Here is a 25,488-nt window from a genome sequence, read left to right as displayed (position 1 = left end):
CACAGCCGAAGCAGTTAGCCCTCCATTCAAAGGTGAATGTAGAGAGTAGGTCGACTGCTTCCGCTGGTTTCCTCGACCGACACACGATAGGTGTCTACCGATGGATCCTCCTCAGAGCTACCCGCTTCGGCCGTGGCGCAGTTTGAGACCTTCACCTCCACACTCACAGGATAGCCACGCACCCAAACCTTATGTGGGTTGAACACCGACTGGCCCGTTTTGATCGCGAACTCCCAGCCATGCCATGGACATCTAATTATTTCGCCTTCTTGTTCGTACTCGAACTCTCCTGGCGTCGCGCCTTTGACCACTCCATCGATAATTCCTCTACAGAGGGGCGCTGCTTTGTGTGGGCAACTGTTGCGAACGGCATAGTATTCGTTGTTGACGTTGAATATCCCGACACTCCGTCCTGCTATGTTGACGATGCGTCGCCCGCCAACCGGGATCTCATCCGCGTAACAAACTTCGTATTTCTTAGGCACCGGTGCCTGCTCCCTATGCGGCTTGAGACATTGCTGGTAACGAAAGTTTGTAAGTCTCGATCGCATTCTCCGCGAAGATGCGTCGCCGCAAATCCTCTGGCTGATCGGATAGCGTCATCATCGGATCATCCGAATCCCAGTGCGGGAAGTCACTCGCAAACATCAGCGTCCGTGAACCATCAATCCACTTGATGATGTGCTTTATTGCTTCCGGATCGGCTGGCTCGTCCAATGGCTGGGTCCCGAAACGAATATGATCCACCAAGTACTCACTCGGCAGCCTTTTCACCCATGGAGTCCACCGACGAAGTCCTTTCCAGTCGAGATCCATCTTCCACATCAACGGCACCACCCAGGCAAATCCGCTTTCCACCATGGCTACTTTCAAGGTCGGAAACTTTTCGAACACACCTTCGAAAATGAAGCTCGCCAGATGGACGGCATAAGACGGCGGGCGCAGCAGACGCATCTCTATATAGTAGCTTGGCCATCCGGCCGGCGAGGGCGGCGGATTTATGCCCGTGCCCTCTGAGCCGAAATGCATCGTTACCGCCAGCCCGTGCCGGGCGCATGCTTCATATATCGGATGATAAAAGCGCTGGCCAAAGGGCCTAGGTGCGCCACAACTGAGCATGACACCGCAAACAGAAGGATGCGAGCCAAGCCTATCGATCTCAGCCGCTGCCCCTAAAGGATCCTGCGAGTTGATCGCGAGATTAAGCCTAAATCTCGGATCCTTGGCGATCCAATGCTCCATTGAGTAGTCGTTGAATGCACGGCACAGAGCACTGCCATAGTCAACGTCGGCGAGCGCGCTCGCGATTTGCGCCGGACCGCCAGTAAGAAGGCCCAAATCGATGCCGTGCGCGTCGAGCAATAGCTTGCCGCAACTCTGCGCGTCGCCATTACTGCCTAATATTTCCCCATTCTGTTGCGCTTCAAAATCTACGCGAGTTCCGTGATAGCCCCCACTGGAGGCATGAGGGTCAATCTCGATGCCGCCGAACCCCCACTCCTCAAAACGCTCAGCATTGAATTTGGTGAGATAAGGAAACAGTTCCGATTTTGTCCGGTAGCAGTGATGGACATCCGTGTCCACAATTGTGAGTTTCTTCCGACTGCTCGTGACTAGCCCGGAATTCATCTTTTCCTCCATTCGTGTTCTCAATCGGAAGCGTGAAGCGCATGCAAGCGAGTGTGCTTGTCAGGACGATGGCAGCTTTGTCAGCTCGGTGAAATATACAGTTTGCGCAGAAGTTGGCCATTACACCAGTGCGAACGCTCGCCTTTGATGCAGGGCAACTTCCTCTGAGGCAATCACTGCTGGGGCGCAGATCGTCAGTTTGCGGTCGTGGACGTACGACCTGTGGCGTCCTCTCCTAATCCAGCACAGCATCACAGTCTCGCGGACGCCGTCGCATGCTTCTGGCCTCCGGCCGCGCAGGCCTAGATGCTCAAGGCCGCTTACCCACCAGACAGTTCAGTGTTTCGGTCAAGCCTCAGATTCGAACTCAGTCATGGCGGGTCAGGCGTCGGACGCGCAGCATTGTTGAGGGGCGAGGAGCAGGACTTCGTCCGCTGCGATGATGCCCTCGCAATCCTTCGTTAGGTGTGTTGCGATTGAGCCAAGCGAAGAAGCGCTCGACCACCCTCGCTCGGCAGAGCCGGAAGCTGGCCGCGGCCTTAAATTGCGTCCAAGGAGGCGCTCTCCTGTCCGGCGGCGCTAGCCGCCTACCGTGAACGGACCCGCGCCGATACCAACCTTTCGCCGGAGCGCGGCTCTGATCAGGGCAAACACAGCGTTGGTGTGATGGCCAACTTCTGCGCAAACTGTATATTTCACCGGGCTGACAAAGCTGCCATCGTCGCACGAATGACTGGATGCGCGGCAGCGCTACTCGCCCCCGTTTAAGCTTCCTGCCAGCTTGGAACGAACGCATTCCGGGGGCGGGTCGTTGCGGACCACGACTTACGGCTCAGGCTACGCGAAGGACTTATGAAAATGGCAGGAAACTCGTTCGCTAAAACGATCAGGTCAGGAAAACCGCAAATCGGCGCCTGGATGCACATTCCGCATGTGATCGTCGCAGAGACGCTAGCACAAACAAAACTGGATTTCCTTCTGGTCGATGGCGAGCATGCGCCCATTCCGCCCAACGGCCTCTTAGATATCCTGCCTGCGACCGAACGATACGGCATGCCCGTACTCTACAGGGTCTCTTGGAACAGGATCGAACTTATTAAAGCCGCACTAGACCACGGTGCGAACGGCATCATGGTGCCAATGGTAAACTCAGGCGCAGAGGCCATCGAAGCAGTAGCGTCCGCAAAATATCCGCCTGCGGGAAAGCGCGGATCTGGAGCGTGGAGAGCATCGAACTACTACCAAAGAGATGCTGAGTATCGCAGGGATTCGAACTCTAGCCTGGCCGTAGTGCTCCAGATTGAAACACGAGAGGCTCTCAATAATCTGGACGACATAGCCTCGACGCGGGGTGTCGATGCGCTCTTCATTGGTCCAGCAGACCTTGCCCTTTCCTTTGGTATGGAACCGGGAAGACTCACGCCTGAGTTGCTGGATGCATGTCGGGCGGTCGCGGCTGCTGCTAAGAAGCACGGCATTGCATCAGGTATCGATGTGGCATCCATAGACGATATCACGCGCCTCCGAGAGCTTGGTCTCAGCTTGTTCACCTATGGAGCGGACTCTAGCTTCGTACTAGACGGCGGCCGCGCTGTAGCGAAAGATTTCCACGACGCGTTTATAGTTAATAGACCGCTCGTTGGTCCATCCAAATTGGAGGCTGTGGACGCGAATGATGTCGTAAAACAATAACATCTGCGCGACGTCGGTTTATTTCAAGCCGCTCGAAACACGAAAACGCCAGCCCCCAGGGGGCAGCCCTTAAAAAACGCTAGCAAACGCTGGATGTTCAACCAGAGCTGCCACATAGCCCATGGGGCTCGGCAGAAAACAGTCTGCCCCTGAAAGGAAGAGCCCTAAGAAAGCGGCGGTTGAGCGCTCCATCGCCGTTATGCCCAATGGTTGCCGCGTCAGCTGGCACGCTAACCGCCCATAAACGAGCCACCGTTCACATGGATCGCCTGGCCGAACGTGTAGCTGGAGGCGTCACTGCACAGGAATAAGACGGCATTTGCCACTTCCAGCACCGTTCCAACGCGGCCGGCAGGGGTGCATGCAATCCACTTGGCGCCGTTCTTCTTCATATAGTCGTCAATCATCGGCGTATCGATCGCCCCCGGGGACACCGTATTGACCCGGATTTTCGGGGCCAGTTCCTTCGCCAATGATTTTGTAAACGCCAAAACCGCCCCTTTGGAGGCTGAATAATGTACATGCCCCGGCGACCCTGCGTGCGCCGCGCCTGACGATATGGTCACGATGGAACCACCGGGCCTGATGAAGGGGATGGCTCGCCTGCATACATAAAAGACGCCGTCCAGATTGACAGACATTGTCCGCCGCCACTGCTCGTCGGTCATTTCCGCAAAAGGCTGGTCTTCGAATATCCCCGCCGCCGGAATAAGGTGATCTAGGTGCCCGAACCGCTCTATGCATTCTGAGACCAGGGTGTCGGCGTCTGACGGTTTTGTCGCATCGTACATGACGGCTACAACGCGTTCTCCAGTGTCGTCCAGTTCGGCCGCGAACCTTGACAAGCTCCTTTCGTCGAAATCGGCCAACGCCAATCTTGCGCCAGCCTGATAAAACATCCGGGCGATTGCCATTCCGATTCCGCCGGCGGCGCCAGTCACCACTGCGATCTGGTCCTTGAGATCAAGTCCGTCGACCAAGGTTTTCTGATCAGGTTTTTGCATGCCCAGCTCCAATGCTTCAGAAAGGACTTGTCGAGGGAACCATTGCCGGCCTTCGATGACTCCGCCAATAGCAAAAGCTGCGACTGACGCTCTCTTCGGTTGTGCGTCTTTCGCCAGCAGACCGTGCCGCGGCAAGCATCGCGAAGCTTGCTCAAACGAAGGATGCGCCAACGACCGGGGTCGACCCACTAAAGCTGATGTTTGCAGCAAAGAGCCATCGTCCCGACCGGCACGCCTTTCGATCAGGTCGGGCGGAGCCGACAGATGACCGCTCCCACTTGGGTCGAGGCGCCTTCGGGAACGCAGATCTCCTCAATCACACCTGCGTGCTGCACCTCGATCTCGATCGTCGTCTTTTCGGATTCCACTTCCGCGATGATCTGGCCCGGTGAGACCGTCGAGCCTTCCGAAACGTGCCATTTCGTGAGATCGACCTCGACGGTCGCCGCGCCCATTTTGGGAATTTTGATACCGATCATTTGGAATAACTCCATACAGAGCAGATCGCCTTTTCCAGTTGCTTTGGAGAAGGCAGGACCGCGGCCTCGAGGTCGGGATTATAGGGCAGCGGGATGTCGGCACGCGTGATGCGCTTTATGGGCGCGACCAGGGACGAGAATGCATGTTCACCCAGAACCGCGCTTATTTCGGAGGCGTAGCCGCAGCTGCGGTTCGTGTCGTCATAGATGACGACGCGCCCGGTCTTGCGCACGCTCTCAAGCAGCCCGTCGCGATCAAAGGGCAGTAGCGTGCGGGGGTCCCAGACTTCCACGCTGATGCCCTGCTTTTCGGACAATGACTCCGCCACCGCGAGCGCCTCGGGGACGAGATGTCCCACAGCGACAACCGTCACGTCCGTTCCGGGCCGCCTGACCCGCCCCTTGCCCAGCGGCACCGTATAGATCTCCTCCGGTACTTCGCCTTTTTGAGGCAGAGACATCGCGGACGCGATGAAGACGACTGGATCCTGCTCGCGGATTGCCTGGATCATCAGCCCCTTGGCATCGTAAGCTGTTGACGGGCACACAACTTTGAAGCCAGCGTGGACCAGATATGGATAAGGGTTGTCGGAGTGTTGGCCGGCATTGCCGCCCCTCGTGCCAGAAACCATGATGGTGTACGTAATCGGTAGGTCCGCCTGGCCGCCCAGCATCAGCCGCATCTTTGCCGCCTGGTTGACCAGTTGATCGAAGGCTACATAGATCAGTGACGGCACCTGGAACTGGACGATCGGGCGCAAGCCCGCCAGCGCCGCGCCGGTGGCGAAGCCAGTGAAGGCTGCTTCCGAGATCGGGGTATCCAGGACACGGTCGTCGCCATAGGCGGCATGCACGCCTTTGGTTTCGCCTCGAATGCCGCCCCTGATGTCCTCGCCGAGGATCATGACGGAGGCGTCTTCGGCCATGACCTGCCGGTAGGCCTCGTTCATGGCCTGAAGGAAACGAAGCTGTCTCACTGCTCTGCTCCCGTGGCCGGGGTGTAGGGGTAGTTCACCGCATACATGTATTCGAGCGCGTCCTGCGGGGATGGCGTTGGGCATTGGCGCGCGTATTCGACCGCTTCTGCAATCTGATCATCAATCTCTTTTCTCATGTGCTCGATGTCCTGCGAGGAGCAGATTGAAGCTGCGATCAGACGTTCGGCCCAAATATCCAGCGGGTCCCGTTTTTTCCACTCATCGATTTCCTCTTGGGTCCTGTAATTCGTTTTCATGTGACGTTCGCCGGAGTAGTGGCCAAAATACCTGTAGGTATCGCATTGAAGGAAGCTCGGTCCCTTACCGGACCTGGCGCGCTCGACAGCAGAAAGGCTCGCTTCGAACACCGCGCCTACGTCCATGCCGTCGACTTTCGTGCTCGCCATCCCATAGGATTGCGCGCGCTCATAAAGTTCCAGGATGGTCACATCGCGAAGCGGCGTGGTCATTGCGTAGAGGTTGTTCTCGCAGACAAAGATGACCGGCAGGCGCCAGATGGCCGCCAGGTTCATCGCTTCGTGGACGACGCCCTGATTTATCGCTCCGTCGCCGAAGAACGACACCGCGACATGCGGCTCGCCGGCCGCCTTGAACTTGTGAGCCGCGCCGCAGGCGATTGGAGCTCCGGCGCCGACAATTCCATTCGCGCCGTAAATACCCAGGGCGACATCGGCAATATGCATGGAGCCACCTCGGCCCCTGTTGTAGCCGGTGGACTTGCCGAAAAGCTCCGCGAACATCTTTCCGACGTCGCCTCCCTTCGCCAGCGTGTGGCCATGCCCCCTGTGGGTACTCGTTAGGATGTCCTTTTCGGTCAATGCACTGCAGACACCGACCGCGACGGCCTCTTGGCCACAATATTCGTGGCAGCTGCCCGGAATGAGGTCATCGTCGACAAGTTCCACCACCTTGGTGTCGAACTGCCGGATCCTAAACATATCGGAATACATCTTCCGCGCCAGCTGGGGTGGCAGAATGTTCGACATCGATTACCTCCGCGCGAGACTTCTTTTTGTCATAGCTTATGCTGTGACATCCGATCGTAGAGAACACACAAGCCTGTCTTGCTGACTTGGCCAACGGATGACCGTCGGGACCCGAGTCAGCCAGTGGACTACAACGCGGTATATCCACCATCGGCCGACAGGATCGTGCCCGTGCAAAAGCTGGCAGCGTCGCTGGCAAGATAAAGCACAGCAGAAGCGATTTCCTCGGGTGTTCCCATGCGACCTAGTGGGGTCTGTTGAATCCAGCGGTCATGCCATACGGCATTGTCGGTCTTGAAGCGATCGAGCATATCCGTGGCTATGTAGCCGGGCGCAACGGCGTTGACGCGCACGTTGAATTTGGCCCAGGCGCAGGCCAGGGACTTGGTCATCATGTGAAGCGCGCCCTTGCTCGCGATATAGCAGGTGTTGTTTTGCGGCTGGGTCACGATCAGGCCGCACATGGAGCCGATGTTGACGATGTTGCCGGCGCCCCGGGCGGTCATGTGGCGGCCGAAAGCGCGCGAACACCAGAAGGGCGCGTCGGCGTTGACGTTCATTGTCTTCGACCACACCTCGTCCAGGGTGTCGAGCGCCTCAGCCTTGGGACCTATCCCGGCATTGTTGACCAGGATGTCGACGGGACGCTCAGCGTTGAGCTCGTCGGCCAGCGAAGTGACATCGGCTGACCTCGTCACGTCGATCGTCCGATGGACGACCTCCAGGCCTTCGCCCTTCAGGTTTTCGGCAGCGGAACGCGCGGCGGCTTCATCCAGATCGGCAAGAACAATGGCTGCGCCTGCCTGTCCAAGTGCCCGACAGATTTCCAGACCGATACCGCGGGCGCCGCCGGTGACGATGGCGCGCTTGCCCGCCAGGGAAAATCGATCCAGGTAGTTCATTCCAATTCGTCTCCTATCATTGCGGGTCTTTCGCCTCACAGCCGATCCGACCTGAAGAAGCGTCGCGGGGTTCGAGCTGATCGGCTCGGCAGTATTGGCGGTTCCGGTGCCCGCCATCCTTGTTGGATGATAGCGCCATGCCATGGCGCCGGTCTTGCGCTCGAGCTACGGAAATAGTTCGCAGGGGTGTAGGGCCGGCGGAGCCGGCCCTACAGTCATCGCATTACTTCGCGGCCTTGGCGTCGGCGATCCACTTGTCCCATTGGGTCTTGTGGGCAGCGATCCAGTCGGTGGCATGCTTGGCGATCTGATCGGGGTTTTTCTCTCCCTGATAGATCAGCTTGTTCTCGGCGGTAACGTCCTCCACCGGAATGGCAAGTTCTTCCAGGAACTTCTTTGCCGATGGATTGGCCTTCAGCCATTCGGAGTTTGCCATGACCTTCGTATCGTTGACCGGCCAGCCGAGATTGCCGAGGCCTTCGATTTCCGTGCTGCCGGTCTGGCCATCTGGAAGCTTGGTCGACTTGACGTTCAGCCAGGTCACATCCTTACCAGGGATCAGCACACCGGCGATCCAGCCGGGGATCCACGTGTAGTAGAGCGTCGGCTTGCCTTCCTTGATGCGTTCGATCGCGTCCGCCATGATAGCGAAATAGCCGCCTTGCTTGTGCTCGACGGTGTCGCGCAGCCCATAAGCGTCGAGCTGATGCTCGATCATGCGCTCGCAACCCCAACCCGGGTCACAGCCGAAGAGATCGGCTTTTCCGTTGCCGTCGATGTCGAACAGTTTTGCCTTTTCCGGGTCCTTCAAGTCCTCGAGATATTTGATCCCGGTCGCATCGGCGGTCTTCTTGTCGATCAGGTATCCCTGGATGTCGCCATGGACGAGCGTGCCGACTGGCGTAAGCTTGTCGGCCCCGCCGGCGCCTTTCCAGAAGGCATCGTGGAGCGGCGTCCAGAACGCCGGGTAGAACTGCAGGTCGCCGGAGGCGACAGCGGTATAGGCCAGCGTAACCTGGACCTGTTCGGGCTGCTCCTCGACGTCGAAGCCCAGCTCGCGCAGGCCGTCTCTTACGAGATAGCCCTGGAAAAGCTCTTCATTGACGCCGCCGATCCAGCCATATTTGACTTGTTCGGCGCGAGCCGACAGCGTGGCGCCGGCTACAATAGCGAGCGTTGCAACAGCAATCTTGAATTTCATCCTTGTTCTCCCTCGACCTTCGGGCACGATGCTCGGGTCTCATCAGCTTTGTTTTTCCTCCGACTGGACAATCTCCGTCGGAATCTTGGCCTGCGTCCCAAGATGGTTGCCCTCGCCGGTAGCGAGCCTGGGGACAGACTGCACTTGAAGTGCTGGCATTCATGCTCATCGATAACATTGGCGAGCGCAAATCAGTTTTTGTGCGTGGCACCATAACGACAGGTCATGATAGTAAACGCGAGGGCCTGACCTGGACCGCAGTATAGCTCGACGCCGAGACCAATCATTGCCTCTCAGGCGCGCCAGTGCAGCGGAGTTCGCGACCGAGCCTGCCCCCTGCCCCGGAGCTGGCCTTCTGACGACGTCTGGTTGGCCGGGCCGCCTTGCAGCAGAGGAATTCCCGGATTGCGCGCCGAGAGTTCGCTGAAAGCCTGCGTCGCAAAACGCAAACTGCGCACATTTCGGCGGTCCGTCACAGAGAGATTTCGGCAACGACCTGCCTGCCTGGCTTACTTGTCACCGCGCGCTCCCAGCGAGAGCGCGCCACGACCGGCTGGCGCTTGCCTGGCCAAAGTCACACCCCAGCGCAATGGACCAGGCTGGGAGGATCGAAAGTCTATGACTCCTGGTTATCTCGACCCCCATTAATACTCATTTGAAGTACGGGCACCTGCTGCCTATAGCTAGCCCGACGTTGCGATGGCTCGAGCGGGCTTTGCTCCGTCGCGTCGGCACAAGGAGAACGGCTGGCCGAGCAGGCAGGTATCCGCATCCGGTGGCCCGGTGCGGCGGCTATGGAAAGCGTCTATCGATCGAGCGACGTCGCGGTGGGCTGACCTTTCGGTCTTCAGACGAGGTCTCGACCGGCCGCATCGAGAATGCTCGCCGATAGTCTTGTCGTGTTGGTCACCAGTGATACCAGAGGAGAAGAGGAATGCACGGCACAGTCGATTACAAGGCGCAGGCACAATCCATCAGGTTGCCGACCAGCATGATCGTCAACGGAAAGCCGGTCGCGGCGCATTCCGGCAAGACATATCCCACCGTCAACCCGGCGACAGGCAAGGTCCTGGCAGAAATCCCCGCGGGCTCGGCCGCCGATGTCGACAGCGCTGTTGCCGCCGCAAGGCAGGCCTTCGAGGACGGGCGCTGGTCGAAGCTGACGCCGGCCAACCGCAAGCAGGTGCTTCTGAGGCTCGCCTCCGTGATCGAGGAAAATGCGCTCGAGCTGGCGCTGATGGAGAGCATCGACAGCGGCAAGACGATCACGGATTGCATCAACATCGACGTGCCAGAGGCGGTCAACAGCCTCAGATGGCATGCCGAGGCCATCGACAAGATCTACGACCAGGTCTCGCCGGCAAACGATTCTTCATTAGGCCTCATCGTGCGCGAGCCGATCGGCGTCGTGGGCATCGTTCTTCCCTGGAATTTCCCGCTTCTCATGCTCGCCTGGAAGATCGGCCCCGCGCTTGCAGCGGGCTGCACCGTCGTGGTCAAGCCTGCTGAAGAGACATCGCTAACCACATTGCGGGTCGCCGAGCTTGCGTTGGAAGCAGGGATCCCTGCCGGCGTCTTCAACGTGGTGACCGGCGATGGTCCAGATGTCGGCGAACCGATCGGCCGCCATGCCGATATCGACGCGATTTCCTTCACCGGCTCTACCGAGACCGGCCGCCGCTTCCTCAAATACTCCTCGGAGAGCAATCTCAAGGAAGTCGTCCTCGAGATGGGCGGCAAGAATCCCTGCATCGTCATGGACGATGTTCGCAACCTCGATGCCGTGGCGGCCCACATCTGCAACGGCGCGTTCTGGAACGTCGGCCAGAACTGCTCGGCCATCTCTCGCCTGTTCGTGCACAGAGCGGTGAAGGACCAGCTGCTTGAGAAGCTGGCGGAGGTCGCAAAGACCTGGACCGTGGGCGATCCGCTTGCCCCTGAGACCCGCATCGGCCCGCTGGTTTCAACCGTTCATTTCGACAAGGTGAGCAGCTACCTGAAAAACGATGGCAAGGTCGTGGTGGGCGGGAAGGTCGTCGGCGGCACGACGATCGAACCGACGATCATCGAATTTTCCCGCCATGAGGGTAAGCAAATCCGCGAAGAGATCTTCGGTCCGATCCTCTCGGTCATTCCGGTCGATTCGCTCGCGGAAGCTGTCTCGCTGGCCAATCAGACCGAATATGGCCTTGCGGCCTCGGTCTTCGCCGGCGACGGCACGAAGGCGCTTCGGGCCGCCCGCGCGATAAGGGCAGGCACGGTCACGGTCAACTGCTACGGTGAGGGCGACGCCGCCACGCCGTTCGGCGGCTACAAGCAATCGGGCTTCGGTGGCCGCGACAAGTCCATCCACGCGCACGATCAATATTGCCAGACCAAGACCCTTTGGGTCGACCTGAGCAGCTCCGAAGAAGGGATTTGATATGTCGGCATTTGCATTTCCTGGTCTCAACCTGGCAATCACGACGCCGTTCGACGCAAGCGGACAGGTCGATTTCGGGCGTTTCGAGAACCTGATCGAGCGCTATCTGGCCGCAGGCGTCGATGGTTTCGTGTTCAGTTCCGGCACGGGCATGCATGTCTATCTGACGCCTGAGGAATCGAGATCCGTCGTCGAGCGCGGCGCGCGACTGGTTGCCGGACGAGCCAAGGTGATTGCCCAGACTTCGGCGCTGCTGACGGCCGATGTCGTGACAAGAACAAAGGCCGCCAAGGATGCCGGCGCCGATGGCGTGATGGTGCTGCCGCCCTTCTTCGAAGGCCCGTCGGACGACGAGAGCATCTTCAACTTCTATGCCGAGGTAGCCAAGGTCGGGCTGCCAATCATCGGATACAACGTGCCCCAGGCCGTCGGCGTACGCATCACCCCTGGCTTGCTGCGCAAGCTCTGCGAATTGCCCGAGTTCCGCGCCGTGAAAGACAGCAGCGGCGACCTGATCTCGCAGGTCCGCCTGATCGGCACCGGGCTCGGTGTCATCAACGGGGCCGATCCGCTCGTTCCCTTTTCCCTGTTTGCCGGTTGCTCGGGCCTGATCTGGGGCGGCGCCAACATTGCGCCGCGGACCTGCGTTGCGATCACTAAGGCTGCCAGGGAAAAACGGTGGGACGACGTCCAGTCGATCTGGCGCCAGCTCGAGCCGCTGATGTCCCTGCTTTGGGAAGGCGACTACGTCCAGCACGTGTATGCGGCAGCGGAGATCACCGGCTATGGCTGCGGGGCGGCACGCAAGCCGTTCGGCTCGTTGTCGTCGGAGCGTATCGCGGCACTGCGGCAGGTCCTGCGCGGCCTGGCTGAGCGGGAAGCCGCGTGAGCATGGGCAAGACCTTTCGCGCCCGCCGGCTGCCGGCGCATGGTGTGGAACCAGGCTGGGCGGCACTGCTAGCGCCAAGGATCCCGACGCCGGAGCTCGATCGCGCCATCACGACCGATGTGGTCGTGATCGGCGCCGGCTTCGCTGGATTGGCCGCGGCCACGCGGCTGATCGAGCTCGACCCTGCCCTTTCCGTGGCGGTCATCGACGCCGATGTCGTGGGCAATGGGGCCAGCGGCCGCAACTCCGGTTTCCTCATAGACCTGCCGCACGACATATCGTCGGGCAATTTCGGGGTCGACGCCGCCACCAAGAGCCGCAACGAGATCACGGTGGCGCGCAGTGCCATCCAGCTCTATGCGCGGCTGGCACATACCAATGGCTGGGACAGAGACGTCTTCGATCCGAGCGGCAAGTACAGCGTAGCCATGACCGACGCCGGCAAGGAGCATCTGACGACATATTCATCCAAGCTGAAGGCATTAGGCGAAGCCCATAAGTTGCTTGACGCGGCCCAGACAGCCGAGGTCACGGGCACGCGTTCCTTCAAGGCGGGCCTCTTCACACCAGGGGCTGCCATGATCCAGCCGGTTGCGCTGGTGCGGGGCATTGCGAAGTTCTTCGAGGGGTCCTCCGTCAAGCTGTTCGAACGGACACCGGCGCTCTCCATCGAAACCTCGCCGGGCGGGTGCAAGGTCAAGACGCCCAAGGGCGAGATAAGAGCCGACAAGGTGATCCTGGCGACGAACGGGCATGCTGAAAGCTTCGGCTTCGGAAGCGGTGAGCTCCTCCACGTCTTCACTTACGCATCCTTGACGGAGTCCTTTGCCCCCTCGGCGCTTAGCGGGCTGAGGAAATGGGGAGCAACGCCGGCCGCCCCCATGGGGACGACGGTCAGACGCATCAACGGGGCTGAGGGTGACAGGATCCTCATCCGCTCGCGCTACAGCTATATTCCAAGCATCGAAGTAAGCGCGGGCTCGATGAAGGGCGCGAGCAAGCTTCACGACCGCAAGTTCGCCGACCGATTTCCTGACCATCGGCACCTGAAATTCCAGTTCCGCTGGGCGGGCGCCATGGCGCTTACCAGGAACACGGTGCCGCTATTCGGCGAACTGGAGGAGCGCATCTTCTGCGCCTGCGCCTGCAACGGCATCGGAGGGACCAAGGCCACGGCCGCGGGCATCGCAACTGCGGAGCTCGTCGTCGGTCACCGGTCCCCGCTCGGAGACATATTCCGCGCGTTCGACAAGCCGAAAAAACTGCCGCCAAAGCCGCTCGTCGAAGTGGGTGCCCGCTTCAACCTTGCAATGCGTGAGTGGCGGGCCGGGCGCGAATAGCGGCGGGAGCCGCAGCGAGCTCCAATCCGCCCTGATCTCGAATGCCAGCTGGCGTTCCTCTCTCATGGCGCGTCGAAAGGCGCTTTGATGTCAAGGACGTGTCATTTCGGATCGTCCGGATCGGACGCGTCAGGTCGGCCGGCCGAAGGCGAAGCATCGAATGCAGTGAGGTCGAGCGCATCCGCCACGGCCTCTTTCTTGGCGCGGGGAAGAAGCGTCATGAGAAGTATGAAGGCCGAAAGCGCCAGGATCAGCACGTTGGTGATGATGAGGGACCATTCGTTCTTGAGGATCCCGAAGGTGAGCCACAGCGCAAACCCGACGACGTTGATGGCGTACATCGGTGCCGATATGCTGCCGGTGTCCCGTGTCTTGATGATCTTCCAGGCTTGCGGCGTATATGACGTCACGGAACATAGCGCCGCCAGGCAACCGATAACGGAATCCCAATTCATGACTGGCTTGCCAAGGGTGGTGACATCTTGCCCTTTCGCGTGTCTACCAGGCGAAGCGGAGCGACCGGCTTGTAGCCGCGGACCTGCCGCGCGAGACACTGCGTCATCTCGATATCGCCGCGCCACCGGCGGGTTGTCACGGCATGAAGCGCGCTCAGTGGCGCCAGGTCCACAACCTCCTTCAACTGCGACGGCCGAATGAGGCGTTCCTTAAAATGATTGTGGCGCGGCGGAGCTTCACATCCTGGACCAGAGCTTGCCGCCGGTCGCCCAGTTGCTCGGCTCATACTCATCGAAAACAACGTGGATCTGCTCCGGTCTCAGATTCATCTTGTCGCAGAACAGCTTCGTGATTTCAGCGGCCAGATTCTCCTTCTTGTCGTCATCCGCCTTGAAGGTCTCGATGTGAATAACGGGCATGTCATACTCCTTCGTCATTATGCCGGTTGGATCGTCAATGCTGGCGCGGCTTGCCGCGCTTAGAACTCTGCGATGGGTGCACCGAACATGGCCGCATCGACCTCCAGCCCCAGGCCGGGGCCCGTCGGGAGGAGAACGTGGCCATCCGTCACGCGAATTGGATTGTCAGGGTCGTAGTGACTTTCGTCAGAGATCTTGTTGACCCAGCTGCAAACAAATTTGGCCTCACCGTGGCTCCAAGATGAACGCAAGCCGCGCCGGTGATATCGCCTCCCCAGCTGTCATCACTGGTATGGGGCAGCGAACGAGCTTCGCAGATATCCCGGAACGTCGCCATCGGCTTCAACCCGCCGATCCGCGTCACCTTCATCCCGAAGCCATCGCAAAGACCCTTGCCGGCCGCCTGGACAACCGTACTGAGGTCGGCGCCGCTTTCGTCGATATAGATCGGATGCTGCACCGCCGGACGGACGGCGGCGATTTCCTCCAGCGTGTTGCAGGGCTGCTCGAGAACGAACGGTACGTCCCTGCATTGCTGGCTGAGCAGGATCGTGTCGCGCATGGTCAGGCTTCTGTTGCCGTCGACGGCCCAGCGCATGCCCTTTTTCAAGATCTCCGCGACCTTGCGGATCACCTCGATATCCTCGTCGACTGGACGTCCGCCGATCTTTGTCTGAATGCGTACGTATCCGCCTGCCTGCGCCTCCCTGACGGATCGGACGACTTCGTCGGCATTGCCCACGCCGATGAAGAAGCAGAAGGGGACACGCTCGGTCGCAGCACCTCCCAAAAGGTCGGCCACACGCATTCCCGTCTGCCTGCCGATCAGATCGTGTGCTGCAATGTCAAAGGCCGCCTTCGCATAAGAATGCCCGTTGAGCAGCACGTTCATCCTGCGGTGAAGAAGAACGGGGCTGAGCGGCGCTCCGATCAGGCCTGGGCCCATCTCCATGATCGCGGCGCGGGCTCCAAGCGTGTGGCTTGGCGCGTAGGTCGGACCGATGGGGCATGTCTCGCCCCAGCCGACCACGCCAGTGGACGAGATCACCTGTACGATGGTGGAATCGAGCGCGGAAAGCGTCGCCTGTCCGATGGTGACCTTGCTTCCGGGAACAGGCGGGCTCTTGTTGAAAACCCGAATGCGCCTTATTTCCATCCTGCCCTGTCCAGCCCGTTCACGCGGTCCAAGAGAACGTCCCGTCACCACCTCGCCGCAACCGGTTCGGAACCGGCCTGGCAGTCTCGCCGTCGCCCGCTTCCGGCCCGAAGAGCCTTCGATTGCTTCAAAAGGTATTGGCTTGAGATAACGCCGAGCGGCCGCGCACTTCAAATGAGTATTAATCGGCTGCTCGATAACCAGGGGTCATGACCGCTGAGCAGCCTGCAAGACCCATTGCTGCCGCAAGAAGGCAAGTCTGCACGTCGTTATCCGCGAGGGCCGCTAGGCCCGCGATCGTCACTATGATCGTTTTCATATGCTGGACGATGTCGGCGGCATCGCAGGACTTCTCCAGCACGGTGGCGCCCTCGAAATGATCAGGCACTTCCGGCGCGTTGCTGCCTTTCAAAAACACGAACGGGATATGACGACGGGCAAGGTTTTCGGCGGCGACGAATGTCTCCTCCCCGTGCAGGCTCAGGCTGAGTACGGCGCCGTCTATTGGCCGCGAGGACATCACCATATCGAGAAGATCCTCGATCGAATCCCACGGACAGACAATTTTCGCGCCTTCAGCGCCGAGCGCCTGCTTCAGGCAGGAGGCGACGGTGCTGTCGTCGTCTGCTATCAGGATTTCGCGACCCGGGAGTTTCTGTTCTTCCAATTCGGGCATCTGCCGGCCTCCGAAGGCTTCGTCCCTTTGGGAGCATGTTCCTAGTCCAGGAGACGTTCGTCAAAGGGATAATTCGACATGAGTTCGGAGCCGTCGGAAGTGACGAGCAGCTGCTCCTCGAGCTTCACGCCGTCGCGCTCGCCGACTGCCCCGATATAGCTTTCAACGCAAATCACCATCCCGGCCTCAAGCGTCGCGTCATAGGCCACCGGGCCACGGAACGAAGGCTTGACCTGCGGATACTCGTCGCACATCCCCACCCCGTGGATCAGGCAGCTGTAGGCCTGCGCACGGAACTCCTCCGGCACGGGCCAGGCCGATTCCTGCAGGGCCCGCATGCTGAGGCCGGGACGTATCAACTTCATGTTGGTCTGCAACTCATCATAGGCGTAACGATAGAGCTGGCGCTGCCGGGGCGTCGGACGGTCCTTCCCGCAGTAAAAGGTCCGCGAGATGTCACAGAAATATCCGAACGGGCCCACCATGTCGGTGTCGAATCCAACCAGATCGCCCGGTTCGATGACGCGTTGGGTGGCTTCCTGAAGCCAGGGATTGATCCGTGGCCCGGAGGCCAGCATGCGCCCTTCGTGCCAGCCGCCGTGATTGGCCAGATTGGTATAGTTGAGAATGCCCCATAGTTGGGCTTCGGTGACGCCTGGCGCCATGGCTTCCTGCATGCGGGCGATACCGTGCTCGGCGACGGCGCATGCCCATCGCATGCACGCGATTTCGTCTTCCGACTTGATGACCCGGGCGCCTTCGACGATGTCGACGGCGTCGATGACCGCCAATCCGCGCTGCAGAAGGGCCTGTGTCAGGCTCGGGTTGACGTACTCCACAGCGATTTTGTGGTTGGTCGTGCCGATCTCGCTCAGGAACCCGACGATGTCATCGGCAAGCAGCCTCGCGCCCTCCGCCAATTCGTTGCCGCCTTCAAAAAACGAAATCGGCCGGCCTGCCCTCGCCCGGTCGGCGGATGATCGGTGGCCAGCCGTGCCCTGGTGAAGAGTGATCGGCCCATCGAGCGGCAGGAAGAGGTACGTGACGGGGATATGGGACTGAAACAACGGATAGGAACTGTAGTCCACGGCATAACGAATGGTGATTGGACTGACAAGGACGCACATAGCGACGTCTGCCTGGCGCATCGCGGCTCGCAGCCGTCCCTTGCGATAGTGATCAAGCCGTTTGAAGTCTATGTCCGGCATGGGCCTAAACTGGCGCAGGTCGCTCCAGCTATCATTGAGGACAAAGCCGTCGGGAGTTGACGACAGGAGCCTGTCTTCGCTCATTCGACTTCGTCCCTCTAGTTGCGGCCTTTTAATCGCGTTCTCCGCAACGGGAGACTACGTTGACGGACCATCGACCGGAAACCAATCTATAGGCGAGCGCGTGCTCGTCCTCAAATGAGTATTAATGCTGGCTGCATAATTCAGGGTCATGGTAGAGCGGCCAGGCCTCGTGACCATATCGTACAGTTCGTTACTTCTCGCCTACCTCGGGGATGAACAAATTGCGGGGCCCCCCCCCGATGCATTGCGACGCTCGAACCTGCTGTAGCGCGGCGATAACTTCAGCTTGTCCGCCGCATGATTTTTTGGTTGCTTGCGAAAGGGAAGGCACAAGCGCTATGCGGATTCAACGGAAATCGGGCCAGGCGAAACATCGGGCTGCCCATCACCTGACAGGCATGTTGATGACACATTCGAACAAGGTGGTAATCGTCACTGGCGCCACATCGGGAATTGGGCAAGCGGTCGCGGAAGCCTTCGCCGCGACCGGTGCGTCGCTGATGCTGGTCGGCCGCGATCTCAAGCGTGGCCAGAAGGTGCTGGACTCGATCAGACAGCACGGCGGCCAGGCCGAATTGATGCTCGGCGATGTGGCCGATTCGGGCTTCGCCGACCAAGTTGTTCAGTCCACCGTGACAAGGTTCGGAAAAGTCAGCGTGCTAGTCAACGGCGCGGGCATTATCCGCCGTGGAAACGCCATCGACACATCGGACGAGGAGTGGCGCGAGACTTTCGAGGCCAACCTCAACAGTGTGTTCTATTTCAGCCGGGCCGCAGTGAAAACCATGAGGACGTCCGGCGGCGGCAGCATCGTCAACATATCCTCCAACGTTGGCCTGGTCGGGTGTCCCGGGCTCGTGGCCTATTGCGCCTCGAAGGGCGCAGTCGTATCCCTGACGCAGGCCATGGCGCTCGATCACGCCAAGGAGCAGATCAGTATCAATGCCGTCTGTCCGGGCGCGGTAGACACACCCATGCTGGTGTCGGCACATCGCACGCTTGTCACCTCGGCCGAGGTGTTGCAACGGAACATTGATTCCAGCCCACAGGGCCGCGTCGCGACCCCGCAGGAAATTGCGAGCCTGACCCTGTTTCTGGCAAGCGAGGAAGCAAGGCACATCACCGGGGTTGCAGTGCCGATCGACGGCGGCTTCACGGCTGGATAAGGGAGGAATTCTTGGGTAATCGGTTGGAAGGCAAGGTTGCCATCGTCACCGGCGGCAATCAGGGCATCGGGCGTGCGATCGCCGAGAGGCTGGCGGACGAAGGCGCCATGGTTGCCGTGGGCGATCTGGTTCAGGGACGCGCTGATGCCGGCAAGGCCGGAAAGCTTTCGTTCCTTGTTCTCGACGTTACCGACGAGGCGTCAATTCGCGCATTCGTCGACCAGGTGCTGGAGCGCTTCGGCAGGATCGACATCCTCATCAACAATGCCGGCCTGGTCATGCACAAGTCGATCGACGACCAGACCGCCGAGGATTGGGACAGGCTGATGGCCGTCAATCTTCGCGGCCCATTCCTCATGACCAAATACGTCGTCCCCGAGATGCGGCGTATCGGCTCGGCGGCGATCGTCAATATCGGCTCCGTCGAGGGCTACATGGTCAACCCCTGGCATACCGCCTACGCCGCCACCAAGGCGGGCGTGCATGGCTTGACGCTCGGGCTATCGGTCGACCTCGGACCGGACGGCATACGATGCAACACCGTCTGTCCCGGCTGGATCGACACCGACCTCAACCGTGCCTATGTCGAGATGCATCCTGACCGCGGCCTGATCGAGCGCGAGCTCGGCTATCTCCACCCGGTGGGCAGGATTGGCGCCCCAAGGGAAATCGCCAATGCCGTGCTCTGGCTGGTCAGCGAGGAATCGAGCTTCGTCAGCGGCGAGATGGTCTCCGTCGATGGCGCGAGAACCAAGAAGATTTCCCTCCCCGCCATACTGGACGAGGAATTCAGGTCGAAGCTGACGGCGTCGCGGGCATAGGTGTACTGACTTCCTCGGCGGATAGGGGTTCGCTGCGCCCCCAACCTGACGATCGACTTTACGATGCGGCCGGGTCGCTCTCACCCGGCCGAGGCGACCCAACCGACCCATCCTAAATGACCGCCAAGCCAAAACCTCTTTTCCTCGGCATCGACACCGGCGGCACCTACACCGATGCGGTGCTGTGGTCGGAGGAGGGCGGGCCCCAAGACGGATCAAACAAAGGCAAGGTGCTGGCCAAGGCCAAGTCGCTGACCACGCGCCACGACCTCGCCGTCGGCATTTCCGGCGCGGTCGACGCGGTGCTGGAGAAATCCTCTACCAACCCGGCGGCCATAAAACTGGTCTCGATGTCGACGACCTTGGCCACCAACGCGCTGGTTGAGGGCCAGGGCGGGCGCGTGGCGCTGGTCATGATCGGCTTTTCCGAGGCCGACCTCGCCCGCGACGGGCTGAAGACGGCCTTGGGCACCGATCCGGTGGTGTTCTGCCCCGGCGGCCATGACGTGCATGGCAATGCGGCAAAGCTCGATCTTTCCGGCCTCGAGGCGGCGCTGCCGGAGCTTGGGCGTTCGGTGTCGGGTTTCGCCGTCTGCGCCTATTTCGCCACGCGCAATCCGGCGCATGAGCTGGCGGCCCGCGACCTGATCCGCGAAAAGACCGGCCTGCCGGTGACCGCCAGCCATGAGCTTTCGGCCAAGCTCGGCGGCCCGCGCCGCGCGCTCACCGCTTTGCTCAACGCCAGGCTGATCTCGATGATCGACCGGCTGGTCGCGGCGACCGAAGGCTTCCTCGCCAAGCGCGGCATCGCCGCGCCCCTGATGGTGGTGCGCGGCGACGGCGCGCTGGTCTCGGCGGCCTTCGCCCGCCAGCGGCCGATCGAGACGATCCTGTCCGGCCCCGCCGCAAGCCTTGTCGGCGCCCGCCACATGACCGGGCTGGACGACGCCATGGTGTCGGACATCGGCGGCACCACCACGGACGTCGCCGTGCTGGATGGCGGCCGGCCGCGGCTCGATCCGGAAGGCGCCACGGTCGGCGGTTTCCGCACCATGGTCGAAGCGGTCGCCATGCGCACCTTCGGCCTTGGCGGCGATTCCGAAGTGGCGCTGGAGGACGGCGCGCTCGACCCGAAAATCTTGCTCGGCCCCCGCCGCCTGGTGCCGCTGGCGCTGGCCGGCATGACGCATGGAGAGGCGGTCACCGCCGAGCTGGAACGCCAGCTGCGCGCGCCGAATCCCGGCCGCATGGACGGGCGCTTCGCCGTGCGCACCGGTGTGCCGGATCGCCTCGCCGCCGGCCTCACCGCGCCGGAAGGTAAGCTCTACGAGGCGATCGGCGCCGTGCCGCTGGCGCTGGACCGACTGCTCTCGTCCAACGCCCAGAACGCCACGCTGAACCGGCTGGTGTCGCGCGGCCTCGTGCACATCTGCGGCTTCACGCCGTCCGACGCCGCCCATGTGGTCGGCAAGCAATCGAACTGGGATGCGGCCACCGCCCGCCTCGGCGCCGAGCTGTTCGCCCGCCGTCGCGACGGCCGCGGCCAGGCGATCGCCGCGACGCCCGAAATCCTCGCCGAGCGCGTGCTCGTGACGCTGACCCGCTGGTCGGCCGAATACATCCTCGAAACCGCCTTCGCCGAGGACGGGCTGGATGGCGCCGCGACCGTCGCGCATGCGCTGGTGCAGCGCGCCGTCGACGCCCATCCCGGCATCGCCCGCTTCACCGTCGCGCTCGACCGTCCGGTCATCGGCCTCGGCGCCTCGGCGCCGCTGCACTATGCCGGCCTGCCGCCGCTGATCGGCAATGGCTGCATCGTGCCGGAGGACACCGACGTCGCCAACGCGCTCGGCGCCGTGGTCGGCCAGGTGCGCGTCTCGGCCGAGGCCCGCATCAGCCAGCCGCAGGAAGGCCTCTTCCGCCTGGCGTCGGGCCAGACGATGCGCGATTTCACCGACGAGGCGAAGGCGATCGCCGCGGCGGAAGCCGACGTGCGCGCGATCGCCGCCCAGCGCGCGAAAGATGCCGGCACCGACAGCGCCGAGATCGACGTCACCACCGAGTTCAAGGTCTCGACCGTCGAGGGCCAGCGCATGTTCATCGAGGCGCATGTGGTCGCGGTGGCGTCGGGAAGGCCGAGAACCGCCATCCAGATCTAGGGACGAGACCGGCCTACCCGAGACCGGGTCCCACCCAGGACGGAACCATCGAGCGACATTTCTGCGGCGAGATACCATTGAAGATCTTGAAGCACTTGGCGAAATGCGATGGCGAAATGAATCCGCAGGCCATCGCGACATCGATAATTGGCAGGCGTGTACCTTCGATCAATCGCCTGGCATGATCCACGCGAATACGCAGATATTGGCGTACCGGCGGCATTCCGACCTGCGTGGAGAACAACCGTTCCAGCTGGCGCCGGGAGACGCCAGCGCGTCGCGCGACTTCGGCCATGCCGAGCGGCGTTTCGATGTTTTCCTCCATGATGCGCATTGCCATCAGCAACTTTTCGCTGACACCTGCAAAGGCAATTCCTGAAGGCCCGGTCTGGCGGTTCGACCCGGACCGTTGGCCTTCGACGACGGCGTGGCGACACACCTCCTGCGCGATGAACGCGCCGGAATGGCTGGCAATCATGTCGACGGCCATATCAAAGGCCGCCAGTTCGCCGGCGCAGGTCGAGAACTGGCCATCCCTGACAAACAGCGTGTCGCGGATCCGCGGCTGGGCGAACACCTCCGAGAAAGCAGCGAGTCGCGACCAATGGATCGTGCAGCGCGTACCCGTCAGAAGCCCCGTCTGGGCGAGCAGCCACGTCGCTGTCCCAACCGCCGCCACCGGAACGCCGTGACGCGCGGTCGCACGCAAGAAGCTGTTCAGCTGTGGCGTGAACTGATGCTCCACCGGTTCGCCCGCAACGACTGCCAAGTGATCCGGCTTGCGGTTTTGCGAGCAGGCCTGCTGCTCCTCAATCGTCGTGTCGACTGCTATCGAAATCCCATTGGCGCCGCGAACGGCTCCCGCATCGAGCCCTGCGACCCGCCAGCGGAAAAGGTCCATTCTCGATACCGTGTTGGCAATTCGGAACGGCTCGAGGAACGCATGCAGCGCGAGATGCGAAAACCCTGGCAGGACCAGGACCAGCAGTTCCATTCGGCCGCCCTCGGCCGGATTGTCGAGCGTGACCGGTGATCTGAGAGCAGCGATGTTGGCAGGAGCATTCATCGGATTTCGTCCATGCGATCGTCGGATCTGGTTACGTCTCGGGCCCGCGTGATGGTCCGGCGAAACGGCGCCCGCGAGGAGGTTGCCTTTTTTTACAGAGGAGTTAGCGCCCTCCCCTCTAGTCTCACTGCCCGAACAGTCGGATCCCCATCACCACCTCGTCGCCGCCCCAACGGCCGTGCTAGAGCACGGCATCGCCGATTTCGGATTCCCTGCGCTTGATGAAGTCCAGGAGAGCCTCGTCGACGGCTTCATCGATGGGCGGCGCCTCGTATTCCTTCAGCGCCCGCACAGCAGCCTCCAGTCCTCTCGTGTTGGCATCCTTGGAGCCGTTGAAGGACCACTGCTCGAAGCTGTCGTGGTTCATCAATTCGGGAACGAAAAAGGCATTCTCGAAATTCTTCAGCGTATGTTCGGTCCCAAGATAGTGGGAGCCTGGCTCGCTCTGCCGGATCGCGTCCATCGCTTCGTCGATCTCGCGCGCGACGATACCCTGACCGAGCTTGTAGAACATGACCATCTGCTCGGCGTCGAGCATGAACTTGCTGTAGCTCTGGGTCAGAGCCGCCTCGAGATAACCGGTCGTCGACAGCACGAAATTCGCGCCGGCAATCAGCGCGCCATACATATTGCGCGCCGCCTCATAGCCTGCCTGGGCATCGACGAGCTTCGAGCTGGTGTTGCTGCCGCTGCAGCGCCATGGCAGCTTGTAGTGCCGTGCCAATTGGCCGACCAGAAGGTTCATGTGGCAGATCTCGGGCGTGCCGGCCATCGGGGCGCCGCTCTTCATGGAGACGGTTGCCAGCCACTGGCCGTAGATGCAGGGTGCGCCGGGACGCACCAGCTGCGCAAAGGCAATGCCGGCAAGCGCCTCGGCGTTGAGCTGCGCGACCGCTGCCACGGTGCTCGCCGCGGTACTGGCCCCGCCAAGCACGAAGGGAGCGAAGATCATGGCCTGATTGTTGGAGGAATAGACCTTGACCGCATCGAGCATGGTTGCGTCCCAGACCAACGGGGAGTTGCAATTGGCAAGCGAGATGATGACGGTGTTGTCCTGGACGAACTCGTCGCCGAAGACGATCTTGGCCATGGCGACCGTGTCCTCCGCCCTTTCGCGTGAGGTCACCGCACCCATGAACGGCTTGTCCGAATAGCGTATCAGGCTGTAGTTCATGTGCAGATGGCGCTTGGGGACCGCTATGTCCATCGGCTCGCAAAGCACCCCGCCCGTCAGATGAATTGCTGGCGCCTGGTAGGCGAGCTTAGCGAAGTTCGCGAAATCCTCGATCGTCGAGTTGCGCCTCCTGCCCTCCAGATCCAGCACATTGGGCGATCCGTAGGCCGGCACGAAGATGCTCTTGCGGCCACCCAGGCTGATGGTCCTCGCCGGATTCCTGGCAACGACGGTGAAGCTCTCGGGCGCTTTGGCGACCAACTCCAGCAGCTGGTTTCTGTCGATCCTGACGCGCTGGTCGACGACATTGGCACCGGCCGCACGCCAGAGTTTGACCGCCTCGTCATCGCGAAATTCTATGCCTATTTCTTCCAGTATTTGCATGGATATATCGTGAACCCGAAGCAAATCCTCTTGGCTCAACAAATCCATGTAAGGCAGTCCGCGCTCAAGCGGCGGCAAGAAAGTAACCGTTCTGTCAGAACGCAATTTTTGCCGAGCGCCTCGGCCGCCTGATCTCGCGGACATTTTTGTGATCCCTGATTTTATGAGCAATATATGGCTCTGCCATGGCGCTAACCACCAATAAAAAATAATGTAACTTATGAACTGAAGTTATGAGTGCGTCTTACCTGCATTATCCGCGTGCGGGCGACACAAGATCTCGCTGACCGGAAAGCGTGTAGCAGACAAATCGCCTGACTTCGGTGAGCGCCGACTGTCACCGGCGTCTCATGTGGAATCTCAGACCGCCTGCGGCCGTTAAGCACCTCGCGGCCGCGCCTAGTAGACGGCCTTGGCTCCAGCGACCTCCAATGTGGTCCCGGCGATGAAGCGCGCGGCATCCGAGCTCAGGAAATAGACCGCGTCGGCGATGTTTTCGGGTTCGCCAAGCCGGCCGAGAGGATTCGACTTGCTAAGCTCGGCCACCGCCGTAGCGGGATCGAAGCCGCGATGGACAAAGCCGGAGCGAAGCATTGGCGTATCGATCTCGCCAGGGCAGACGGCGTTGACCCTGATGCCGTCCGCGGCATGGTCTCGCCCGAGGCATTTTGAGAACGTCGCCACCGCAGCCTTGCTCGCGCAATAGGCCGCGTGGCTGGGCCCGGGATAGACGCCCCAGGTCGAAGAGATGTTGACGATTGAACCGCCACCATTTTCCTTCATGAAGCCAATAGCCCGCCGGCAGGTGTAGAAGATCGCCTTCAGATTGATGCCGAAGGTACGCTCCCAATCCTCGTCGCTTGTCTCAAGGATCGTTCCGCGCGTGATGATGCCGGCATTGTTGACGAGGGCGTCGAGGCGGCCAGACGCATTGATCGCGATATCGACCAAGTCCTCGCAATAGGCCTTGCTTCTGAGGTCCCCTGGTCTCGCCAGCGCATTCTCCTGCGCCTGGTTCAATGTCGCGATCGTGTCCTGCAGGCCCCGCGCATTGGCGTCGCCAGCGACGACGAAATATCGTTGGCGACGAACTTGACGCAGATCGCCTGCCCCATCCCGCCGGCAGCTCCGGTGACCACTGCAGTCTTGCGATCGCGATTCATCATCGTTCAACCAG

General features: G+C 60.9%; 23 protein-coding genes. 7 read left to right on the top strand and 16 right to left on the bottom strand.

Features of this window, described 5'->3' with window-relative positions; translation table 11 throughout:
* Positions 1-26: 26 nt before the first annotated feature.
* Both ACWGS9_RS24780 and ACWGS9_RS24775 read right to left on the bottom strand, forming a co-directional pair.
* On the bottom strand, positions 27-485 hold the full coding sequence (locus tag ACWGS9_RS24780; protein WP_454507723.1) for a Rieske (2Fe-2S) protein: 459 nt from the start codon (positions 483-485) through the stop codon (positions 27-29).
* Between the two features lie 13 nt (positions 486-498).
* Positions 499-1,641, bottom strand: a complete 1,143-nt coding sequence (locus tag ACWGS9_RS24775; protein WP_454507722.1) for an amidohydrolase family protein — start codon at positions 1,639-1,641, stop codon at positions 499-501.
* A gap of 846 nt (positions 1,642-2,487) precedes the next feature.
* Between ACWGS9_RS24775 and ACWGS9_RS24770 the strand changes: the two genes are divergently transcribed.
* On the top strand, positions 2,488-3,321 hold the full coding sequence (locus tag ACWGS9_RS24770) for an HpcH/HpaI aldolase family protein (RefSeq protein ID WP_454507721.1): 834 nt from the start codon (positions 2,488-2,490) through the stop codon (positions 3,319-3,321).
* A gap of 230 nt (positions 3,322-3,551) precedes the next feature.
* On the opposite strand, the gene ACWGS9_RS24765 is transcribed toward ACWGS9_RS24770, so the two are convergent.
* The 6 genes from ACWGS9_RS24765 to proX all read right to left on the bottom strand — a co-directional run bounded on the left by ACWGS9_RS24765 (position 3,552) and on the right by proX (position 8,891).
* Positions 3,552-4,325 carry an SDR family NAD(P)-dependent oxidoreductase gene (locus ACWGS9_RS24765; protein ID WP_454507720.1) on the bottom strand — a complete coding sequence of 258 codons (774 nt, stop codon included), beginning with the start codon at positions 4,323-4,325 and terminating at the stop codon, positions 3,552-3,554.
* 242 nt (positions 4,326-4,567) lie between these two features.
* On the bottom strand, positions 4,568-4,804 hold the full coding sequence (locus ACWGS9_RS24760) for a biotin/lipoyl-containing protein (protein WP_454507719.1): 237 nt from the start codon (positions 4,802-4,804) through the stop codon (positions 4,568-4,570).
* Positions 4,801-5,754 (bottom strand): alpha-ketoacid dehydrogenase subunit beta, encoded by a 954-nt coding sequence (locus ACWGS9_RS24755; protein ID WP_454507718.1) that lies wholly within the window; start codon positions 5,752-5,754, stop codon positions 4,801-4,803. Before ACWGS9_RS24755 ends, ACWGS9_RS24760 begins: the two co-directional genes overlap by 4 nt.
* 23 nt (positions 5,755-5,777) lie before the next feature.
* Positions 5,778-6,788 carry a thiamine pyrophosphate-dependent dehydrogenase E1 component subunit alpha gene (locus ACWGS9_RS24750; protein WP_454507717.1) on the bottom strand — a complete coding sequence of 337 codons (1,011 nt, stop codon included), beginning with the start codon at positions 6,786-6,788 and terminating at the stop codon, positions 5,778-5,780.
* 128 nt (positions 6,789-6,916) lie between these two features.
* Positions 6,917-7,690 carry an SDR family NAD(P)-dependent oxidoreductase gene (locus tag ACWGS9_RS24745; protein WP_454507733.1) on the bottom strand — a complete coding sequence of 258 codons (774 nt, stop codon included), beginning with the start codon at positions 7,688-7,690 and terminating at the stop codon, positions 6,917-6,919.
* Between the two features lie 223 nt (positions 7,691-7,913).
* Positions 7,914-8,891 carry a glycine betaine/L-proline ABC transporter substrate-binding protein ProX gene (proX, locus tag ACWGS9_RS24740; protein WP_454507716.1) on the bottom strand — a complete coding sequence of 326 codons (978 nt, stop codon included), beginning with the start codon at positions 8,889-8,891 and terminating at the stop codon, positions 7,914-7,916.
* A 934-nt stretch (positions 8,892-9,825) separates the two neighbouring features.
* Here proX and ACWGS9_RS24735 point away from each other — a divergent pair.
* Genes ACWGS9_RS24735 through ACWGS9_RS24725 form a run of 3 tightly spaced genes read left to right on the top strand, consistent with a single transcriptional unit; the run spans position 9,826 to position 13,542 of the window.
* Entirely contained in the window at positions 9,826-11,313 is a 1,488-nt protein-coding gene (locus ACWGS9_RS24735) for an aldehyde dehydrogenase (protein ID WP_454507715.1), read from the top strand.
* Between the two features lies 1 nt (position 11,314).
* A complete protein-coding gene (locus tag ACWGS9_RS24730; protein ID WP_454507714.1) occupies positions 11,315-12,202 on the top strand; it encodes a dihydrodipicolinate synthase family protein in 888 nt (295 codons plus the stop codon).
* 2 nt (positions 12,203-12,204) lie between these two features.
* The gene (locus tag ACWGS9_RS24725; RefSeq protein ID WP_454507713.1) at positions 12,205-13,542 is read left to right on the top strand and encodes an NAD(P)/FAD-dependent oxidoreductase; all 1,338 of its coding nucleotides are present in this window, start codon (positions 12,205-12,207) and stop codon (positions 13,540-13,542) included.
* Between the two features lie 101 nt (positions 13,543-13,643).
* On the opposite strand, the gene ACWGS9_RS24720 is transcribed toward ACWGS9_RS24725, so the two are convergent.
* The 5 genes from ACWGS9_RS24720 to ACWGS9_RS24700 form a co-directional block, all read right to left on the bottom strand.
* Positions 13,644-13,997, bottom strand: coding sequence for a SemiSWEET family sugar transporter (locus tag ACWGS9_RS24720; RefSeq protein ID WP_454507712.1), 354 nt, complete (start codon positions 13,995-13,997; stop codon positions 13,644-13,646).
* Between the two features lie 237 nt (positions 13,998-14,234).
* Positions 14,235-14,417, bottom strand: a complete 183-nt coding sequence (locus ACWGS9_RS24715) for a tautomerase family protein (RefSeq protein ID WP_354425889.1) — start codon at positions 14,415-14,417, stop codon at positions 14,235-14,237.
* Between the two features lie 148 nt (positions 14,418-14,565).
* A complete protein-coding gene (locus ACWGS9_RS24710) occupies positions 14,566-15,573 on the bottom strand; it encodes a mandelate racemase/muconate lactonizing enzyme family protein (RefSeq protein ID WP_454507711.1) in 1,008 nt (335 codons plus the stop codon).
* Positions 15,574-15,754: 181 nt separating this feature from the next.
* Positions 15,755-16,249 (bottom strand): response regulator, encoded by a 495-nt coding sequence (locus tag ACWGS9_RS24705; RefSeq protein WP_454507710.1) that lies wholly within the window; start codon positions 16,247-16,249, stop codon positions 15,755-15,757.
* 41 nt (positions 16,250-16,290) lie between these two features.
* The gene (locus ACWGS9_RS24700) at positions 16,291-17,541 is read right to left on the bottom strand and encodes a M24 family metallopeptidase (protein WP_454507709.1); all 1,251 of its coding nucleotides are present in this window, start codon (positions 17,539-17,541) and stop codon (positions 16,291-16,293) included.
* A gap of 338 nt (positions 17,542-17,879) precedes the next feature.
* Between ACWGS9_RS24700 and ACWGS9_RS24695 the strand changes: the two genes are divergently transcribed.
* From ACWGS9_RS24695 to ACWGS9_RS24685, 3 genes are all read left to right on the top strand, one after another.
* On the top strand, positions 17,880-18,707 hold the full coding sequence (locus ACWGS9_RS24695; protein ID WP_454507708.1) for an SDR family NAD(P)-dependent oxidoreductase: 828 nt from the start codon (positions 17,880-17,882) through the stop codon (positions 18,705-18,707).
* A gap of 11 nt (positions 18,708-18,718) precedes the next feature.
* Positions 18,719-19,528, top strand: a complete 810-nt coding sequence (locus ACWGS9_RS24690) for an SDR family NAD(P)-dependent oxidoreductase (protein ID WP_454507707.1) — start codon at positions 18,719-18,721, stop codon at positions 19,526-19,528.
* 116 nt (positions 19,529-19,644) lie between these two features.
* Positions 19,645-21,687 carry a hydantoinase/oxoprolinase N-terminal domain-containing protein gene (locus ACWGS9_RS24685; protein WP_454507706.1) on the top strand — a complete coding sequence of 681 codons (2,043 nt, stop codon included), beginning with the start codon at positions 19,645-19,647 and terminating at the stop codon, positions 21,685-21,687.
* A gap of 13 nt (positions 21,688-21,700) precedes the next feature.
* Here ACWGS9_RS24685 and ACWGS9_RS24680 read toward each other — a convergent pair whose 3' ends face one another.
* The 3 genes from ACWGS9_RS24680 to ACWGS9_RS24670 all read right to left on the bottom strand — a co-directional run bounded on the left by ACWGS9_RS24680 (position 21,701) and on the right by ACWGS9_RS24670 (position 25,484).
* Positions 21,701-22,681: a GlxA family transcriptional regulator gene (locus ACWGS9_RS24680; RefSeq protein WP_454507705.1), complete on the bottom strand. Its 981-nt coding sequence runs from the start codon at positions 22,679-22,681 to the stop codon at positions 21,701-21,703.
* A gap of 253 nt (positions 22,682-22,934) precedes the next feature.
* Positions 22,935-24,455, bottom strand: a complete 1,521-nt coding sequence (locus ACWGS9_RS24675) for a trimethylamine methyltransferase family protein (protein ID WP_454507704.1) — start codon at positions 24,453-24,455, stop codon at positions 22,935-22,937.
* Positions 24,456-24,710: 255 nt separating this feature from the next.
* Positions 24,711-25,484 carry an SDR family NAD(P)-dependent oxidoreductase gene (locus tag ACWGS9_RS24670; protein ID WP_454507703.1) on the bottom strand — a complete coding sequence of 258 codons (774 nt, stop codon included), beginning with the start codon at positions 25,482-25,484 and terminating at the stop codon, positions 24,711-24,713.
* Positions 25,485-25,488 lie beyond the last annotated feature (4 nt).

The organism is Mesorhizobium sp. Arg314 (genome assembly GCF_053714275.1).
Note: the sequence above shows the minus strand (reverse complement) of the source record. Positions and strands in the feature narration are given on the sequence as shown.